The 14,673-nt window shown below is 67.1% G+C and carries 13 protein-coding genes and 3 pseudogenes; 11 read left to right on the forward strand and 5 right to left on the reverse strand.

Features of this window, described 5'->3' with window-relative positions:
• Positions 1 to 66: 66 nt before the first annotated feature.
• Both BS72_RS25905 and BS72_RS25910 read left to right on the forward strand, forming a co-directional pair.
• Positions 67 to 2,094 (forward strand): annotated as a pseudogene (locus BS72_RS25905) (APC family permease); the annotation flags it as partial.
• 448 nt (positions 2,095 to 2,542) lie between these two features.
• Positions 2,543 to 3,883, forward strand: coding sequence for a class I SAM-dependent RNA methyltransferase (locus tag BS72_RS25910; protein ID WP_037914013.1), 1,341 nt, complete (start codon positions 2,543 to 2,545; stop codon positions 3,881 to 3,883).
• 248 nt (positions 3,884 to 4,131) lie between these two features.
• Here BS72_RS25910 and BS72_RS39310 read toward each other — a convergent pair whose 3' ends face one another.
• Positions 4,132 to 4,257: a hypothetical protein gene (locus tag BS72_RS39310; protein ID WP_265736811.1), complete on the reverse strand. Its 126-nt coding sequence runs from the start codon at positions 4,255 to 4,257 to the stop codon at positions 4,132 to 4,134.
• Positions 4,258 to 4,681: 424 nt separating this feature from the next.
• Here BS72_RS39310 and BS72_RS38805 point away from each other — a divergent pair, with 424 nt between their 5' ends.
• From BS72_RS38805 to BS72_RS36770, 6 genes are all read left to right on the forward strand, one after another.
• Complete coding sequence (locus BS72_RS38805) at positions 4,682 to 5,047, forward strand: hypothetical protein (protein ID WP_037914016.1); 366 nt, start codon at positions 4,682 to 4,684, stop codon at positions 5,045 to 5,047.
• 322 nt (positions 5,048 to 5,369) lie between these two features.
• On the forward strand, positions 5,370 to 5,936 hold the full coding sequence (locus BS72_RS38810; protein ID WP_265736832.1) for a colicin D domain-containing protein: 567 nt from the start codon (positions 5,370 to 5,372) through the stop codon (positions 5,934 to 5,936).
• A gap of 80 nt (positions 5,937 to 6,016) precedes the next feature.
• On the forward strand, positions 6,017 to 6,289 hold the full coding sequence (locus tag BS72_RS25925; protein WP_051951701.1) for a colicin immunity domain-containing protein: 273 nt from the start codon (positions 6,017 to 6,019) through the stop codon (positions 6,287 to 6,289).
• 135 nt (positions 6,290 to 6,424) lie between these two features.
• Positions 6,425 to 7,491 (forward strand): IS630 family transposase gene (locus tag BS72_RS40170; protein WP_456049138.1). Its coding sequence is split into 2 segments (ribosomal slippage): positions 6,425 to 6,871 and positions 6,874 to 7,491, totalling 1,065 coding nucleotides; the frame shifts between segments, so codons are not numbered across the junction.
• 227 nt (positions 7,492 to 7,718) lie between these two features.
• Positions 7,719 to 7,928, forward strand: coding sequence for an HNH endonuclease (locus BS72_RS40045; protein ID WP_407639063.1), 210 nt, complete (start codon positions 7,719 to 7,721; stop codon positions 7,926 to 7,928).
• Entirely contained in the window at positions 7,900 to 8,223 is a 324-nt protein-coding gene (locus tag BS72_RS36770; protein ID WP_157856326.1) for a hypothetical protein, read from the forward strand. The genes BS72_RS40045 and BS72_RS36770 overlap by 29 nt, the downstream gene beginning before the upstream one ends.
• Before the next feature lie 155 nt (positions 8,224 to 8,378).
• On the opposite strand, the pseudogene BS72_RS25940 reads toward BS72_RS36770, so the two are convergent.
• From BS72_RS25940 to BS72_RS25950, 3 genes and pseudogenes are all read right to left on the reverse strand, one after another.
• Positions 8,379 to 8,618 (reverse strand): annotated as a pseudogene (locus BS72_RS25940) (hypothetical protein); the annotation flags it as partial.
• 579 nt (positions 8,619 to 9,197) lie between these two features.
• Positions 9,198 to 9,608, reverse strand: a complete 411-nt coding sequence (locus BS72_RS25945) for a type II toxin-antitoxin system VapC family toxin (protein WP_037914020.1) — start codon at positions 9,606 to 9,608, stop codon at positions 9,198 to 9,200.
• Positions 9,605 to 9,826 carry a hypothetical protein gene (locus tag BS72_RS25950; protein WP_037914022.1) on the reverse strand — a complete coding sequence of 74 codons (222 nt, stop codon included), beginning with the start codon at positions 9,824 to 9,826 and terminating at the stop codon, positions 9,605 to 9,607. The genes BS72_RS25945 and BS72_RS25950 overlap by 4 nt, the downstream gene beginning before the upstream one ends.
• A gap of 614 nt (positions 9,827 to 10,440) precedes the next feature.
• Between BS72_RS25950 and BS72_RS36775 the strand changes: the two genes are divergently transcribed.
• Positions 10,441 to 10,965: a hypothetical protein gene (locus BS72_RS36775; protein ID WP_157856327.1), complete on the forward strand. Its 525-nt coding sequence runs from the start codon at positions 10,441 to 10,443 to the stop codon at positions 10,963 to 10,965.
• A gap of 496 nt (positions 10,966 to 11,461) precedes the next feature.
• Here the strand turns inward: BS72_RS36775 and BS72_RS36780 are convergent, their stop codons facing one another.
• Positions 11,462 to 11,653 carry a hypothetical protein gene (locus BS72_RS36780; protein WP_157856328.1) on the reverse strand — a complete coding sequence of 64 codons (192 nt, stop codon included), beginning with the start codon at positions 11,651 to 11,653 and terminating at the stop codon, positions 11,462 to 11,464.
• Positions 11,654 to 11,666: 13 nt separating this feature from the next.
• Between BS72_RS36780 and BS72_RS25955 the strand changes: the two are divergent.
• A pseudogene (locus tag BS72_RS25955) lies at positions 11,667 to 12,515 on the forward strand (IS256 family transposase); the annotation flags it as partial.
• Positions 12,516 to 12,561: 46 nt separating this feature from the next.
• A complete protein-coding gene (locus tag BS72_RS25960; protein ID WP_037914025.1) occupies positions 12,562 to 14,670 on the forward strand; it encodes an ISAzo13 family transposase in 2,109 nt (702 codons plus the stop codon).
• The last annotated feature ends 3 nt before the right edge of the window (positions 14,671 to 14,673 follow it).

Consider the following 14,673-nt stretch of genomic DNA (forward strand, 5'->3'; position numbering starts at 1 on the left):
AAGTCCGCCAGACTCCGTCGGGTACTGGGGGGCACGGCCCCACGGCGCATCCCTTAACATCGCGGGGTGTCCAAACTGACCGACCTGCCGAAACGGATCCTGATCGGCCGGGCGCTGCGCAGCGACAGGCTGGGCGAGACGCTGCTTCCCAAGCGGCTCGCGCTCCCCGTCTTCGCCTCAGATCCCCTCTCCTCGGTGGCGTACGCGCCAGGTGAGGTGCTGCTCGTCCTCTCGATCGCCGGCATCTCGGCCTACCACTTCAGCCCGTGGATCGCGGTCGCCGTCGTGGTGCTGATGTTCACCGTCGTCGCCTCCTACCGGCAGAACGTCCACGCCTACCCGTCCGGCGGCGGCGACTACGAGGTGGCCACCACCAACCTCGGCCCCAAGGCGGGCCTCACCGTCGCCAGCGCGCTGATGGTGGACTACGTGCTCACCGTCGCCGTGTCGGTCTCCTCGGGCATCGAGAACCTGGGCTCCGCGGTGCCGTTCTTCGTCACCCACAAGGTCCTCGGCGCGGTCGCCGTGATCCTGCTGCTGATGGTGATGAACCTGCGCGGGGTGCGCGAGTCCGGCACGATCTTCGCCATCCCCACCTACGGCTTCGTCTTCGGCGTGTTCTGCATGATCGCCTGGGGCGTGCTGAAGATCGCCCTCGGCCACGACATGCAGGCGCCGACCGCCCACTACACCGTGCACGCCGAGTCCAAGGGGATCGGCGGGTTCGCGCTGGTCTTCCTGCTGCTGCGGGCCTTCTCCTCCGGCTGCGCGGCGCTCACCGGCGTCGAGGCGATCAGCAACGGCGTGCCCGCCTTCCGCAAGCCCAAGTCGAAGAACGCGGCCAACACGCTGGCCATGATGGGCCTGCTCGCCGTGACGATGTTCTGCGGCATCATCGCGCTGGCCATGGTCACCCACGTGCGGATGGCCGAGAACCCGGCGACCGACCTGCTCAACCACGGCAAGCCGCTCGGCGCCGGCTACACCCAGGACCCGGTGATCGCGCAGGTCGCCTCGGCGGTCTTCGGCAGCAGCTCGATCCCCTTCGTCTACCTGGCCGCGGTCACCGCACTGGTGCTCTTCCTCGCCGCCAACACCGCGTACAACGGCTTCCCCGTGCTCGGCTCGATCCTGGCCCAGGACCGCTACCTGCCGCGGCAGCTGCACACCCGCGGCGACCGGCTCGCCTTCTCCAACGGCATCGTGCTGCTGGCCGGCTTCGCCGCCGTCCTCGTCTACATCTACGGCGCGAACTCCACCCGGCTCATCCAGCTCTACATCGTCGGCGTCTTCGTCTCCTTCACGCTCAGCCAGGTCGGCATGGTCCGGCACTGGAACCGGCACCTGCGCACCGAGACCGACCCGGCCAAGCGCCGGCGGATGGTGCGCTCCCGGGCGATCAACACCTTCGGCGCCTTCCTCACCGGCCTGGTGCTGGTGATCGTGCTGCTCACCAAGTTCACCCACGGCGCCTGGGTGGCCGTGCTGGGCATGGTGGTGTTCTTCGCCACGATGACCGCGATCCGGCGCCACTACACCCGGGTCGCCGAGGAGCTGGCCGCCTCCGAGGCCGTCGACGACGAGTACGCCCGCCCCTCCCGCGTGCACTCCATCGTGCTGGTGTCCAAGCTGCACAAGCCGACGCTGCGGGCCCTGTCCTACGCCAAGCTGGTGCGCTCCGACAGCCTCGAAGCGCTCAGCGTCAACGTCGACCCGGAGGACACCAGGTCGCTGCAGGCCGACTGGCAGCGGCAGGGCATGGACGTCCCGCTGAAGGTCCTCGACTCGCCCTACCGCGAGATCACCCGGCCGATCATCGACTACGTCAAGGGCCTGCGCCGCGACAGCCCGCGCGACGTGGTGAGCATCTACATCCCCGAGTACGTCGTCGGCCACTGGTACGAGCACCTGCTGCACAACCAGAGCGCCCTGCGGCTCAAGGGCCGGCTGCTGTTCAGCCCCGGGGTGATGGTCACGTCCGTGCCCTGGCAGCTGGACTCCTCCGAGGCCGCGCGGGCCAGGGCCCGCCGCCGCGCCGACTGGGCTGCCCCCGGCGCCATCCGGCGCGGCCCGGTGGCCCCGCACCGGCCCTCCGGCGTGCCGGCCGCGGCTGCGGCCGATCCGGCGGGCACCGCGGCCGGTGGGACCGATCCGGCCGGGACCGCGGCGGGTGGGTCTGCGCCGGCCGGGCGATCGGCGGGCGGGCGTCCGACGGACGGTGCCGGCGCGGTGAACGGCGCCGGTGGTGGGTCCGTGAACGGCGGCGGCCCGACCGACCGCGAATAGCCGAGGCCGGGACGGGCGCCGCCCGCGGGGGCGGGGAGCGGCTGCGACGGCCCGGACGGGTCCATCGGAGCAGCGTGCGGGGGTGTCCGGCCACGGGCCTTGGGGTGACGGGTCCTGGGGCGACGGGGCCTGGGCACGGGCGGGAGGACGGTCCGGCGCGCGGCACCCGGCGGGCGACGTAGACTGGTCGGCTGTCGCTGCCGCGCGGTCCCGTCCCCGGCAGGCCCCCTCTTCCACTCCAGGAGCAGCGCCCCTCATGCAGCCCGAAACCGCCCCTTCGCTGGTCGGCCGCGAGTACGAGGTCGAGGTCGGCCCGGTCGCCCACGGCGGCCACTGCGTCGCCCGCACCGACGAGGGCCAGGTGCTGTTCGTCCGGCACACCCTTCCCGGCGAGCGCGTGGTGGCCCGGGTCACCGAGGGCGAGGAGGGGGCCCGCTTCCTGCGCGCCGACGCCGTACGCGTGCTCCAGCCCGCCAAGGACCGCGTCGAGGCACCGTGCCGTTTCTCCGGCCCCGGCCGCTGCGGCGGCTGCGACTGGCAGCACGTCACCCCCGGCGGGCAGCGCCGGCTGAAGGCCGCCGTCCTCACCGAGCAGCTGGCCCGGCTGGCCGGCCTCACACCGGAGGAGGCGGGCTGGGACGGCACCATCGTGCCCGCCCCCGGCGACAAGGTCGCCAAGGACGCCGGCGGCACCGGCGTACCCGAGTGGCGCACCCGGGTCCAGTACGCCGTGGACGAGGAGGGCCGCGCGGGGCTGCGCCGCCACCGTTCGCACGAGGTCGAGGTGGTGGACCGCTGCCTCATCGCCGCCCCGGGCGTCACCGAGCTGGGCGTCGAGGCCCGCACCTGGCCGCAGATGGCGACCGTCGAGGCCATCGCCGCGACCGGCTCCCACGACCGGCAGGTCATCCTCACCCCCCGCCCGGGGGGCCGGCTGCCGATCGTCGAGCTGGACCGGCCGGTCTCGGTCCAGCGCGTCGGCGAACGGGACCACGCGGTGCACCGGGTGCACGGCCGTCCGTTCGTCCGCGAGCGCGCCGCCGGCCGCACCTGGCGGGTGGGCGACGGCGGCTTCTGGCAGGTCCACCCCAAGGCGCCCGACATGCTGGTGGAGGCCGTCATGCAGGGCCTGATGCCCCGCAAGGGCGACATGGCCCTCGACCTGTACTGCGGCGTCGGCCTCTTCGCGGGCGCGCTGGCCGAGCGCGTCGGCGAACGCGGGGCCGTCCTCGGCATCGAGTCCGCCCGCCGCGCGGTCGAGGACGCCCGGCACAACCTCCAGGACCTGGAACGGGTCCGCATCGAGCACGGCAAGGTCGAGCAGGTCCTGCCGCGCACCCGGATCAACGAGGCCGACCTCGTGGTGCTCGACCCGCCCCGCACCGGTGCCGGCCGCGCCACCGTCCGCCTGCTCGCCCCCCTCGGCGCCCGCCGCATCGCCTACGTCGCCTGCGACCCGGCCGCCCTCGCCCGCGACCTCTCCTTCTTCGCCGAGGAGGGCTACCGCCCGATCTCCCTGCGGGCCTTCGACCTCTTCCCGATGACCCACCACATGGAGTGCGTCGCGATCCTCGCGCCCGTGGCGAAGGGCGCCTGAGCAGCGGGTCTGAACGGTGCGCGGTACGTGCGTCGGGGATGATTCCCTCGCGGCCGGGACCTCGCTCGTGCTGACGGGGTTCCAGGCCGCCCGCAGTGCAGGTCGTGCGTGAAGCCCCGTCGGCGAACTCCCCAAGCGTGAACGACTCCGCCCTGTCCATCGGGACAGGGCGGAGTCGTTCGCTTTGTCCGGGTGCGCTGCGCGACCGGTAGGGCGGGCGGGCCGCCGTGGCGGTCACTGGCGGTTGGTCAGGGGATCTGCTGGTAGAGGGCGCTGACCTGGTTGGGGTTGAGGGTGTAGTTCCAGGTTCGGAGGTCGCTGACGGCGCCGGGACCACCTACGGCGCCGACGTAAAACCACCTCAGTCCCCCCAAGGGCGGCACCGCCGAGAGCACGTTCATCGACGCCCGCGGCAACACGACCGCGCAGTACCAGTACCACACCGGCGCACCCGCCGACCCCCTGAACGACCCCGCCTCGGACTACTCCGCCACCCGCTACACCTACGACCCGAGCGGCAACCGCACAGGCGAGACCGACGCGGCCGGCAACTCCTGGAGCTGGACCTACGACCTGCTGGGCAACGAGGTCTCCACCTCCGACCCGGACGCCGGCACCAGCACCTCCACGTACGACAACGCCGACCAGCTCCTGACCACGACCGACTCCCTCGGCAGGCAGACCACTCACGCCCACGACGCCGACGGCCGTAAGACCTCCACATACGACACCACGGGCGGGGCCACCGCCTCCGCCTCGTACCAGAAGGGCGCCACCAGCCCGTCGGCGACGGACACGGTGCTGGCGTACAACGGCCTGGGGGACGTGGCCACCGAATGCGAGTCGCTGGCCAACCTCCCCAGCTCCGAGGCGGCGCTGGCCCCGTCCGGCGGCTACGTGACCACGTACACGCACAACACCGCCGGGCTCATGCTGACCCGCGGCTACGCGGCAGCCGGCGGAATCCAGGCCGAGACGCTCAACTACGGCTACGACCTCTACGGCCAGCCGACCAGCTCCACGAGGAACAGCTCCGGCTTCGGCTGGAGCTACGTCAAGGCCGTCGGCTACGACGAGTTCGGCAATCCGGAGCTGTACACGATGGGCACGGACGGCTCCACGGCCTATCTCTCCTCGCCTACGACGAGCAGACGCAGCGGCTGACCGACGCCAAGACCACCACCTCCACCGACAAGCAGAACAGCGCCGCCGTCACCGACACCCAGTGCTACACCTACGACTACGCCACCCGCCTGAACGCCGCCTGGACCGCCACCGACAACTGCGCTGCGGCACCGTCAACGGGTAACAGCTCCACCGTCGGCGGTCCGCAGCCGTACTGGCAGTCCTGGACCTACGACGCGGCCGGCAACCGCCAGACGCAGACCGACCACGGCACCAGCGGCAGCACAGCGGGCGTACACCAGCAGGTACTCGCCACCGCCCCCCAGACCGGTCAGACCGCGGCCCGCACGTCCAGTGCGTCATCCGCACCACCACCTGGCACCACCCCTTCTGGAACGCCACCACCCGCCAATGGGTCGAGGCCTCCCACCTCACCCCCGGCACCCACCTCCGCGAAGCCAACGGCACCCACGCCACCGTCACCACAATCCGCAATTACCACACCACCGCCGTCACGTATGACCTCACCGTCAGTGGACTGCACACGTACTATGTGCTAGCGGGCGACACGCCGGTACTGGTCCATAACTGCGGATCTGCGGCTAGTGCCTGGAAGGACAAGGCGGACTTCTCCAGCCAGAAGACCCTGAGTAAGAAATACGATGCTCACGCTGGCGACTTCGGAGTGACCGGCAACCGCAACAGTGCGAACCTTAAGACGTATGTGAAGGCGATGCAGGACCATATGACTGACTCGGGTACAAAGATATTCCAGTTTAACTACCGTGGCCAGGGCGCAGCGGTTGGCTTCATTAACCCGGACACCCGACTGATGGTCATGCTTCGCTCAGATGGCACCTTCTGGTCCGGCTGGCAACTCGGAGAAAGTCAGTTTACAGACATTATTGATAATGGACATCTCTGGTGACTCATGGTAACCACGTCTCGGGAAGAGGCTTGAAGCCTCGCGCTTGGGCCAACCCAGACGAAGTCGGCCCCTCCAGTCATGTGGCGCAGCAGTTGAAGCTTGTCGACGCGCTCCTTAACGGCTCACTTTCCGGACCGGATTTTGCCCGTGCCTGGCTGGCCGAACGGCGTGAGTCGTTGAACATGGGTGAGCGGCTTCGTGAGCCATTCGATCGGGCGCTCAACCAGGTCTTCTACGCGATTGAGGATTACGTGATCGATCCCGAGCTGCGCGAACCCGGCGACATGACGGACGACGACCTAGTCAATTGTGTTGCGGCAGCTCGAGAACTAATCGATGGCCTGCGCCAATAGCGATCTGGGTGTTGGCGTGCCGGCTAGATATTGATTTACGCATGCGGTCCTGGTTTCATGAAGAGAAGCTACTGAGGTTGAACTTGTGGAGTCGTAGGGCTGGCTGTTGGTGTCTGGCTGGGGTATCACCGGAGGGTGCGGTATCCACAGGGTGGCGGGTTGACCGCCGAACGGCAGGGAAGGCGCGAGGAGTTACGGTTTCAGGCGGCTGAGCGGTTTGCCTGCGGCGAGGGCAGTACGTCGATTGCCAGGGATCTGCGGGTCAGTGTCCGCTCGGTGCAGCGGTGGCGTCATGCGTGGGCTGAGGGCGGTCAGCGGGCTTTGTGGTCGCAGGGGCCGGCGTCGCTGCCGAGGCTGAGCGAGAAGCAGTTCGCCCAGTTGGAGGCGGAACTGGCGAAGGGGCCTGCTGCGCATGGCTGGGAGGATCAGCGCTGGACCCTGAGCCGCGTGAAGACCGTGATTGGTCGACGCTTCCACCTGACCTACACCGTTCAGGGGGTGCGCAAGCTGCTGGTCCGTAACGGCTGGTCCTGTCAGGTTCCGGCCCGGCGTGCCATGGAACGCGACGATGATGCCGTGGCTGGGTGGGTCAAGGAGGTCTGGCCCCGCGCGGAAGGCTAGCGGCGGCTCGTGGGGCCTGGTTGGTCTTCGAGGACGAAGCCGGCTTCTCCATGACGCCGCCGCGTGCCAGAACATGGTCGCCGCGTGGCCGCACTCCGGTCGTGCGGGTCCGCGGCCGTTCCCGCAGACGCGTCTCGATCGCCGCACTGACCTGCTACAAACCCGGCCACAAGTCCCGGCTGATCTATCGGCCGCGCAGAGATGACGGCAACCGTGACGGTCGCAAGAGCTTCTCCCGGCGCGACTACCGTGACCTCCTCATCGCCGCCCACCGGCAACTCGGCGGCCCGATCGTCCTCATCTGGGACAACCTCAACGTCCACAAAGCTGCCGGCCTGCGCGAGTTCGCCGACTCACACGACTGGCTGACCATCTACTACCTGCCGCCCTACGCCCCCGACCTCAACCCCGTCGAAGGGATCTGGTCCCTGCTGCGACGCGGGTGGCTGTCCAACGTCGCCTTCACCACCCCCGAACACCTCATCGACACCATTCGCCACGGCCTCCGCAGCATCCAGTACCACAGCAACCTGATCGACGGCTGCCTCACCGAAACCGGCCTGACCATCCAACCCACATGACGACACCACGAGTTCAACCTCAGTATGTACTCGCTGGGACCACGCCAGTGCTGGTGCACAATACGTGTGGCGATCCAGTTGTGGGATCTGGGAATGCTTATTCTGTCGCTTATGAGACGAAGATTCCGAAAAATATGTACCCCGGGCGCTCGCGCGGTGCTCACTTCCAGGCAGCAAGCCGTGACCTTGTTTTGGCCATGGATAGTGATGCCGACTTCGCAAAGGCGATGGACGATCTCATTCCCAGAATTCGCAATACGCTGGTCGATCCACGAGGCGGCATCTCTCGTCAGTCGCCCTCGCTCCTGTGGACCTGGCATCATGCTGGTCCTGACGGCCTGATGCAGCTAGTTCCTCGAATCCAGCATGAGGCACCAGGAAACCTACAGAACTTGTTCCATCCGGGAGGTGTTGGTGGATTCTCAATCTGGGGATGAGTCGTCCCAGCTCAGGTTGGGTGATGCGCTCCGCGATCTCGACGAGCTTGATGGCGAGCTCACTATCTACGTTGCATCAGGGCAGACGGTCGATCTCGCGATTCCGGCGGCTCTGGTCGACGAAGGGATTGATAATCAACCGGAAGGAATGGCATACCTCATCGAAGTCCACCTCGCAAGAGATGTGCTCCGCGTATGGAAAGCCTGGCGAGATGGCCAGGAGCCAACGAGAGAGGAAGCCTGTTCGGCTCTGTCCTATTATGCAAGTCATGATGCATATCAGCCGCGCGATTAGGGCAGGTCATCTGCTGCGGTCTGCTTTTCCCGTGGCTGCAGGATGGTGTGCTGAATAGCTCCCCGCTGGAGGGTTTTGAAAAAGTGAGTGGCCCTGTCGGAGTTAATTTCCGGCAGGGCCACTTGGGTGTTTGACGGCAGTAGTTGACGGCAACGTCAGCGGACGAGGGCGTTCCGGGGTGGCTGTTCGTCGCCGTCGGAGTGTGCTGTCTCCGGCCCGCTGAGCGTGGTGCTGAGGGTGTCGATGGCGTCGCGTTGGAGGCGGAGTCGGATGTGTGCGTACGCCGTGGCGGTTACGCCGATGTGGGCGTGACCCAGTAGTTCCTTGATGACGACGAGTTCCTCGACGCGCTCACGGGCCGGGTCAATGCCCTGGTCGAAGACCAGAAACGCCGTGCGCGTCTTCGCGGCGAGACCCACCCGAAGGAAACGGCGAAACGAGCAGTGGAGCTTCGGGCCGCCCTCAAGCGCCGAGGCGCCCGCCCCACCCCAATAGGAACAGCACCGCCGCATAGACGCGGAGCTGTTCAGATTTTCTTTACTTGATCAAGGCGACCGCTTGCGCGGGTCGCGCGCTCCGGCCCTGCGGGGCCGCCGCCCGCTCCTGTCTCCGCCCCGCTCAGCGGCATCCCCGCCGGTCCGGGCGCGCAACAGTCGGCAGAGCGAACCACCCTGGGGCCCTGCCCCAGACCCGGCCCTCTCTCCGAGGGGCGGGGGGTTGAGCCTTGGGTGCGGGTTCGTCGTGGTTCAGAGTCGCGGGTCGCGGGGGGTGGGTCCCTCGTCGCTCGGTCACCGGAGGCGTACCAGGAACCCGCGGGGGCCGCCAAGGACGAGCGCGAGCGTCACGGGGTGAGCCTTGGCGGCCCCCGGGGAATCCTGGTCCGGCGAAGCTGCCCGACCGACGAGGGACCCTCCCGTTCAGGCCCCAATCCTGCCGGAGGCCCAGCCCACGCTGTTTCGGCCAGTGCGGCCGGCCTACGGCAGCAGGGTGAAGGAGAGGGGCGCCTTGGGGCAGACGACGCTGAAGTGGCGGCGGTCGAGGGTGGCGATGGCGTCCGCTCCGAGTCGTTCGGCGACCGCGAAGACGGAGGCGTCGACCGCGCCGAGAGGAAAGTCGGCGTACTTCTCGACCAGCTCGACCATGCGGTCGATGTCCTGGGCAGCCAGGGGGATCAGGCTGATCTGTCCGAGGCTGATGGAGCGCAGGAAGGCGGCCTCTGCGCGAGTTCCGTGTTCGCGTTCGAGCAGGTAACAGACTTCGGTGAGCACCGGGTAGGGCACCAGCAGCGGGCGTGGGGTGCGGCGCATCAGCTCGACGCAGCGGGCGTGGTCCTGGTCGTCGGCATCGGCAGCGGCGACCAGCGCCCCGGTGTCCCAGATGATCACTCGGCTTCGCGTCCCATCTCGGCGCGGAGGATCTCGCCGGAGCGGGCGCCCAGGTCACCCTTGCCGCTGGACAGCGCGCCAACGAAGTCGGGCAGCGGCCACTCCTGCCCGCCGTCCTCGGCCGGAGTGCTCTCCCGCACGAGGGCCAGTATCGGCGCGACCTGCGACTCCGGTAGCCGGTCGACCAGCTCGTGCAGCTCTTCGCGCAAGGTACTCATGACGCCAGGATAGGGACAACCCGCACGGCGCGGGAGCCGAACGAGGGCGAACCGCCAGACACCCCATGTGGTCTATACCGCTGACGGCAGTAGCGACGGCAACAACCACGGACATCAACGCACAACCACGGACGCCAGCGGACCGCCGAACCACCTCCGACCTGCGAAAACGCAGGTAGAGCAGGGTCGAGTGCCACACGTACTATGTGCTGGCGGGGGCGACGCCGGTTCTCGTCCACAATTGTGATATCGCTACTCATTCGTCACGATGCGAATGTGATAATGGTGGCGACGTCATCAATAAGCGAGGGCCGAAGGCGGCAGGAACGGGTGCCCACAACCTCAAAATTGCAGAGGTGGCTGGCCAAGTAGAAGACGGTGAAGTCATTGCAGGGGGTGGCTCACTGCCAGAGCGTGCATTCGATACCCCCGGAGGATTCAAGGGTTCGCGAAGGCCGGACGTACTAGTTCAATGGCCCGATGGAAGTGTGTATGGGATTAATGTTGGCAAACAAACCGCGTCGGGTGCTCCCATTAAACGCGAAGCCGAGGCTCTCCAGGATCTGGAGAGTATCGGTATGGAGATGCACTTCGTGGCCTACAATTAGGACACTATGACGAAGCTATCTCTCCAGTTCCACGCAGACCGCATCGAGGTCTTGGCTGTCGTGAGCCATTGGGCCCAGCAGTCACGGTTCACGGTTGTGGCGGAGAGCTTCCGTCCGGTCTACCAGGCGCGCCTGGTAGACCGGACGGAGATCCCCGCCGATCTGAATCCTGTTCCGGATCGGATCTCTTTGAGTGTGCGTCCGGTGAACCTTGATGTTTCGACGGCACTGGAGTACATGCGAAAGAATCCAGACGTCCTCGCAATCACCTTCGGCGATCAATCGAATGGCGCTCTCCGAGAGACATTTCTTGGCGCAATGACTGACGACTCGGCTTCACTTGCCGACTGGAGACGGTTGAGGAATGACCTTCGCAAGCTGATGTTTAAGGGTGCGTCGGTTGAGAACGTCATTACTGGTGTGCGAGTCCGCAAGGAAGCCCATCTTTACACAGCTGGCGCAAAACGCATGGCGGAAGCGGGAGTAAGTATCCTGGGCCCGACAGATGCCATAAAGTACGTTCTCGACTAGAGAAGTTGGCAATCGGAGAGCGTGCGATTCGCCATCTCGGAGCTTTTCTTGCTCCAGGTGATTGCCGTCATCATGGCTATTTGGTAAGCCATATTGTCTCGGGTCGTCTGCTCGCATCGGCTCCCGTTGCCGTCAGCGTTGCCGTCACAGGGTCCCGACATGCCGAGGTTGTTCGTGGCTCTTCTGCTGCAAGTTTCGGCTCGTAAGAGCGAGGCGCTCTCGCCGATCAGTGAGAGGGCTAGATTCGGGCGATACCCGTGACCAGGTCGGTGTGACGCTGGGGAGAGGCAGGCGGCCTGCGCGCAACGTGATCGCTCCTCGCCGAGTCTGGCTGACGGTGGAGATGCTGGGGCGGTGGACTGGTCGGGGCTGCTGGGCCGCAGGCAGGAAGCAGCCCCCAAGGCCGGTCCTCCCGCCCCTTGCGCGCCCGCAGGGCGTGCCTTGATCCTTGTAGAGAAAGTTTCAGCTCGCTGCCGTGCTGTGCCTGTGCGTTCGGTCAGTTGTCGCTGGTGTAGATGTCTTCGACGTTGCGGCCGGCCTGCTTGACGCGCTGCGTGTAGCGTGCGAGCTCGCGTACCTGTGGGGCGCTGGTGTTCCAGTAGTGCTCGACGGCTGTCCTGGCGTCGATGATCCGCGTGACGTCGCCGGTGGCGGGGACTGTAAATCGTTCGGTGTAACTCCCGATCATGGAGGATGCATCGATGACCAGTGAGAACGTGGCTGAGCAGGACGCTGTCGAGTCGGCAGCGGCTGTGTCGGCGAAGGCCGTGGATGACCAGCTGATCGACGAGTTGGTGAGCCGGGCCCAGGCCGAGGGCCTGCAGCTGACCGGCGAGGGCGGGCTGTTGCAGCAGCTGACCAAGCGGCTGCTGGAGTCCTCCCTGGAGGGCGAGATCACCGACCACCTCGGCTATGACAAGCACGATCCGGCGGGCAGGAATCGCGGCAACTCGCGCAACGGCACACGCAGCAAGACGGTGCTGACCGACGTGGGGCCGGTGGAGATCGTCGTGCCCCGTGACCGGGACGGCTCCTTCGAACCGAAGATCGTCAAGAAGCGACAGAAGCGCCTGACTGGGGTCGACGAGATGGTGATCTCGCTGGCCGCGAAGGGCCTGACCGCCGGCGAGGTGCAGGCCCACCTGGCCGAGGTCTACGGTGCTGACGTCTCCCGCCAGACCATCTCCACCATCACCGACAAGGTGCTCGAGGGCATGGCCGAATGGCAGAACAGGCCCCTGGACACCGTCTATCCGGTCGTTTTCATCGACGCCATCCACGTAAAGATCCGCGACGGCGCGGTCGCCAACCGGCCGATCTATGTGGCCTTGGCCGTCACCACCGAGGGTCGGCGGGAGATCCTGGGCCTGTGGGCCGGCGACGGCGGCGAGGGCGCCAAGCACTGGATGCACATCCTCACCGAGATCAAGAACCGCGGCGTGAACGACGTCCTCATGCTGGTCTGCGACGGGCTCAAGGGCCTGCCCGAGGCGGTGGAGACCGTCTGGCCGCGTACCATCGTGCAGACCTGCGTGGTGCATCGAAGCCGTCAAGAAACAACACGTTGCTTCCCCGGAACTGTGTCGTTGGCGTGGTATGCGCATATCCGACGAGGTCCGCCTGCAACTCGCTCACCGCTTCGAAGTCCTGCTAGCGCACTTGAACGAGCGTCAGCGACGCTTGGCGATGGCGACGGAGGCACGCTTGCTCGGCCATGGAGGTGTGCGCCTGGTCGCGCGGATCGCCGGGGTCAGCGAAACCACCGTCCGCAAGGGAGTCTTCGAACTCGAGGATGGTGCTGAGCCGCTGTCCGAGGGCCGCGTTCGGCGCTCTGGCGGTGGGCGGATGCGGGCCGAGGTCGTCGATCCGTCCCTGGTCCCGGCGCTGATGGGGCTGGTCGAGCCGGACGAGCGCGGTGATCCGATGTCGCCGTTGCGCTGGACCACGAAGTCGTTGCGGCATCTGGCCGCCGAGTTGTCCCGGCAGGGCCATCGAGTGACCGCGCCGACCGTCGGCCGACTGTTGAAGGAGAACGGCTTCAGCCTCCAGGGCACCGCCAAGACCCTGGAAGGCGACCAACACCCCGACCGCGAAGCGCAGTTCCGCTACATCAACGAACAGGTCAAGAAGCACCAGGCTGCCGGACAGCCCGTGATCAGCGTCGACTCGAAGAAGAAGGAGCAGGTCGGCCGGCTGCCGATGGCAGGGCAGGAGTGGCGGCCCACGGGTGATCCGATCCAGGTCGAGGACCACAGCTTCTTCGCCGGCACCCACGTCCAGACCGCAGTCCCCTACGGAATCTACGACATGACCGCGAACACCGGCTGGGTGAACGTCGGCGTCGACCACGACACCTCCGCGTTCGCGGTTGCCTCCATCCGCCGCTGGTGGCAGGCACGCGGCCGACTCGAATACCCGCGGGCGACCCGGTTGCTGATCACCGCTGATGCGGGAGGTTCGAACAGCTACCGCTACCGTCTGTGGAAGGCCGAGCTGGCCTCGTTCGCTGCCGAGACGGGCCTGACGGTCACGGTCTGCCACTTCCCGCCGGGCACGTCGAAGTGGAACAAGATCGAGCACCGGCTCTTCTCGCACATCACCATGAACTGGCGCGGACGACCCCTGACCAGCCACGAAGTCGTCCTCAACACCATCGCCGCAACCACCACGAGCACGGGCCTGAAGATCGAAGCAGCCCTCGACCAGGGCTCCTACCCGACCGGCATCCAGGTCAGCCGCGAGCAACTCGAAGCCCTGCCGATCACGGCCCACGACCGGCACGGGAAATGGAACTACAGCATCGCCCCCGCCGTCGGCGACGCCGCGGCCCTGACCGCGCAGAGCGCCGACGAGCGCGCTGCCGTCCGCGCCCGGACTCTGCAGGCGCTTACCGACCCCCGCCTGATCGGCATGACTGACGGGGAACTCGCTGCTCTCCAAAGCAAGTTGGCCCCCGAGCAGGAAGCCCGGCGCGAGCAACGCCGCTACGTCCTGCGCGGCGGCAGGCGCGTTGCCACCACTGGCCGCAGCCGGTCCCTGCTCTCGAACGCGGACGAGGTCCTGGTCACCGTGGTCTACCTGCGGCAGGCCTGCCCGCAGAAGGTGCTGTGCGACCTGCTCGGGATCAACCCCGTCACCATTGGGCAGGCCATCAAGGCCACCCGACAACTGCTCGACGAACACAAGATCAGTGTCACGCCGACCGTGGTCCGCTACTTCACCCGCTCCCAGGATCTGCGCGCCTTCCTCACCCACGACGGCCCCGATCAGCATCCGATGGGGCCAAGCCGACACGCGCTCACGGCCCCCGACCTGACCGGCATGAGCCGCCAGTCCCTCCATGACCTGCTCGAAGAGCTGATCGTGCCCTATGCGGCCGCGATCGAGAAGCGACGGCACCAGCACCGCGGTGGCGACCGCCGCCCCAGCACCCGCGGCGGCGTCTTCCGGCAGAAGATCACCGACGGCGACCGCATCCTCGCGACGATCCTCTACCGGCGCCGCGTCTGCGGCCTCGACACACTCGCCGAACTCTTCGACATCTCCCGCAGCACCCTCTGGAACGCAATCAACGACGTCCTCCCCGTTCTCGACGCCCACGGCCTCGACATCGCCCCCGCCGAACGCCGGTTCCCCACCGCAGCCGACCTCCTGGCCGCGACAGGAGCACAAGACGACTTCCCAGATCGCCATGTTGTTCTTTGACGG

The organism is Actinacidiphila yeochonensis CN732 (genome assembly GCF_000745345.1).
Taxonomy (GTDB): domain Bacteria; phylum Actinomycetota; class Actinomycetes; order Streptomycetales; family Streptomycetaceae; genus Actinacidiphila; species Actinacidiphila yeochonensis.

Excerpts from the sequence above, each read along its gene's own strand:
- BS72_RS36775 (WP_157856327.1), top strand. The coding sequence starts at position 10,441 with ATGACGAAGCTATCTCTCCAGTTCCACGCAGACCGCATCGAGGTCTTG.
- BS72_RS25960 (WP_037914025.1), top strand. The coding sequence starts at position 12,562 with ATGCGCATATCCGACGAGGTCCGCCTGCAACTCGCTCACCGCTTCGAA.
- BS72_RS25910 (WP_037914013.1), top strand. The coding sequence starts at position 2,543 with ATGCAGCCCGAAACCGCCCCTTCGCTGGTCGGCCGCGAGTACGAGGTC.
- BS72_RS25950 (WP_037914022.1), bottom strand. The coding sequence starts at position 9,826 with ATGAGTACCTTGCGCGAAGAGCTGCACGAGCTGGTCGACCGGCTACCG.
- BS72_RS40045 (WP_407639063.1), top strand. The coding sequence starts at position 7,719 with ATGGACGATCTCATTCCCAGAATTCGCAATACGCTGGTCGATCCACGA.
- BS72_RS36780 (WP_157856328.1), bottom strand. The coding sequence starts at position 11,653 with ATGATCGGGAGTTACACCGAACGATTTACAGTCCCCGCCACCGGCGAC.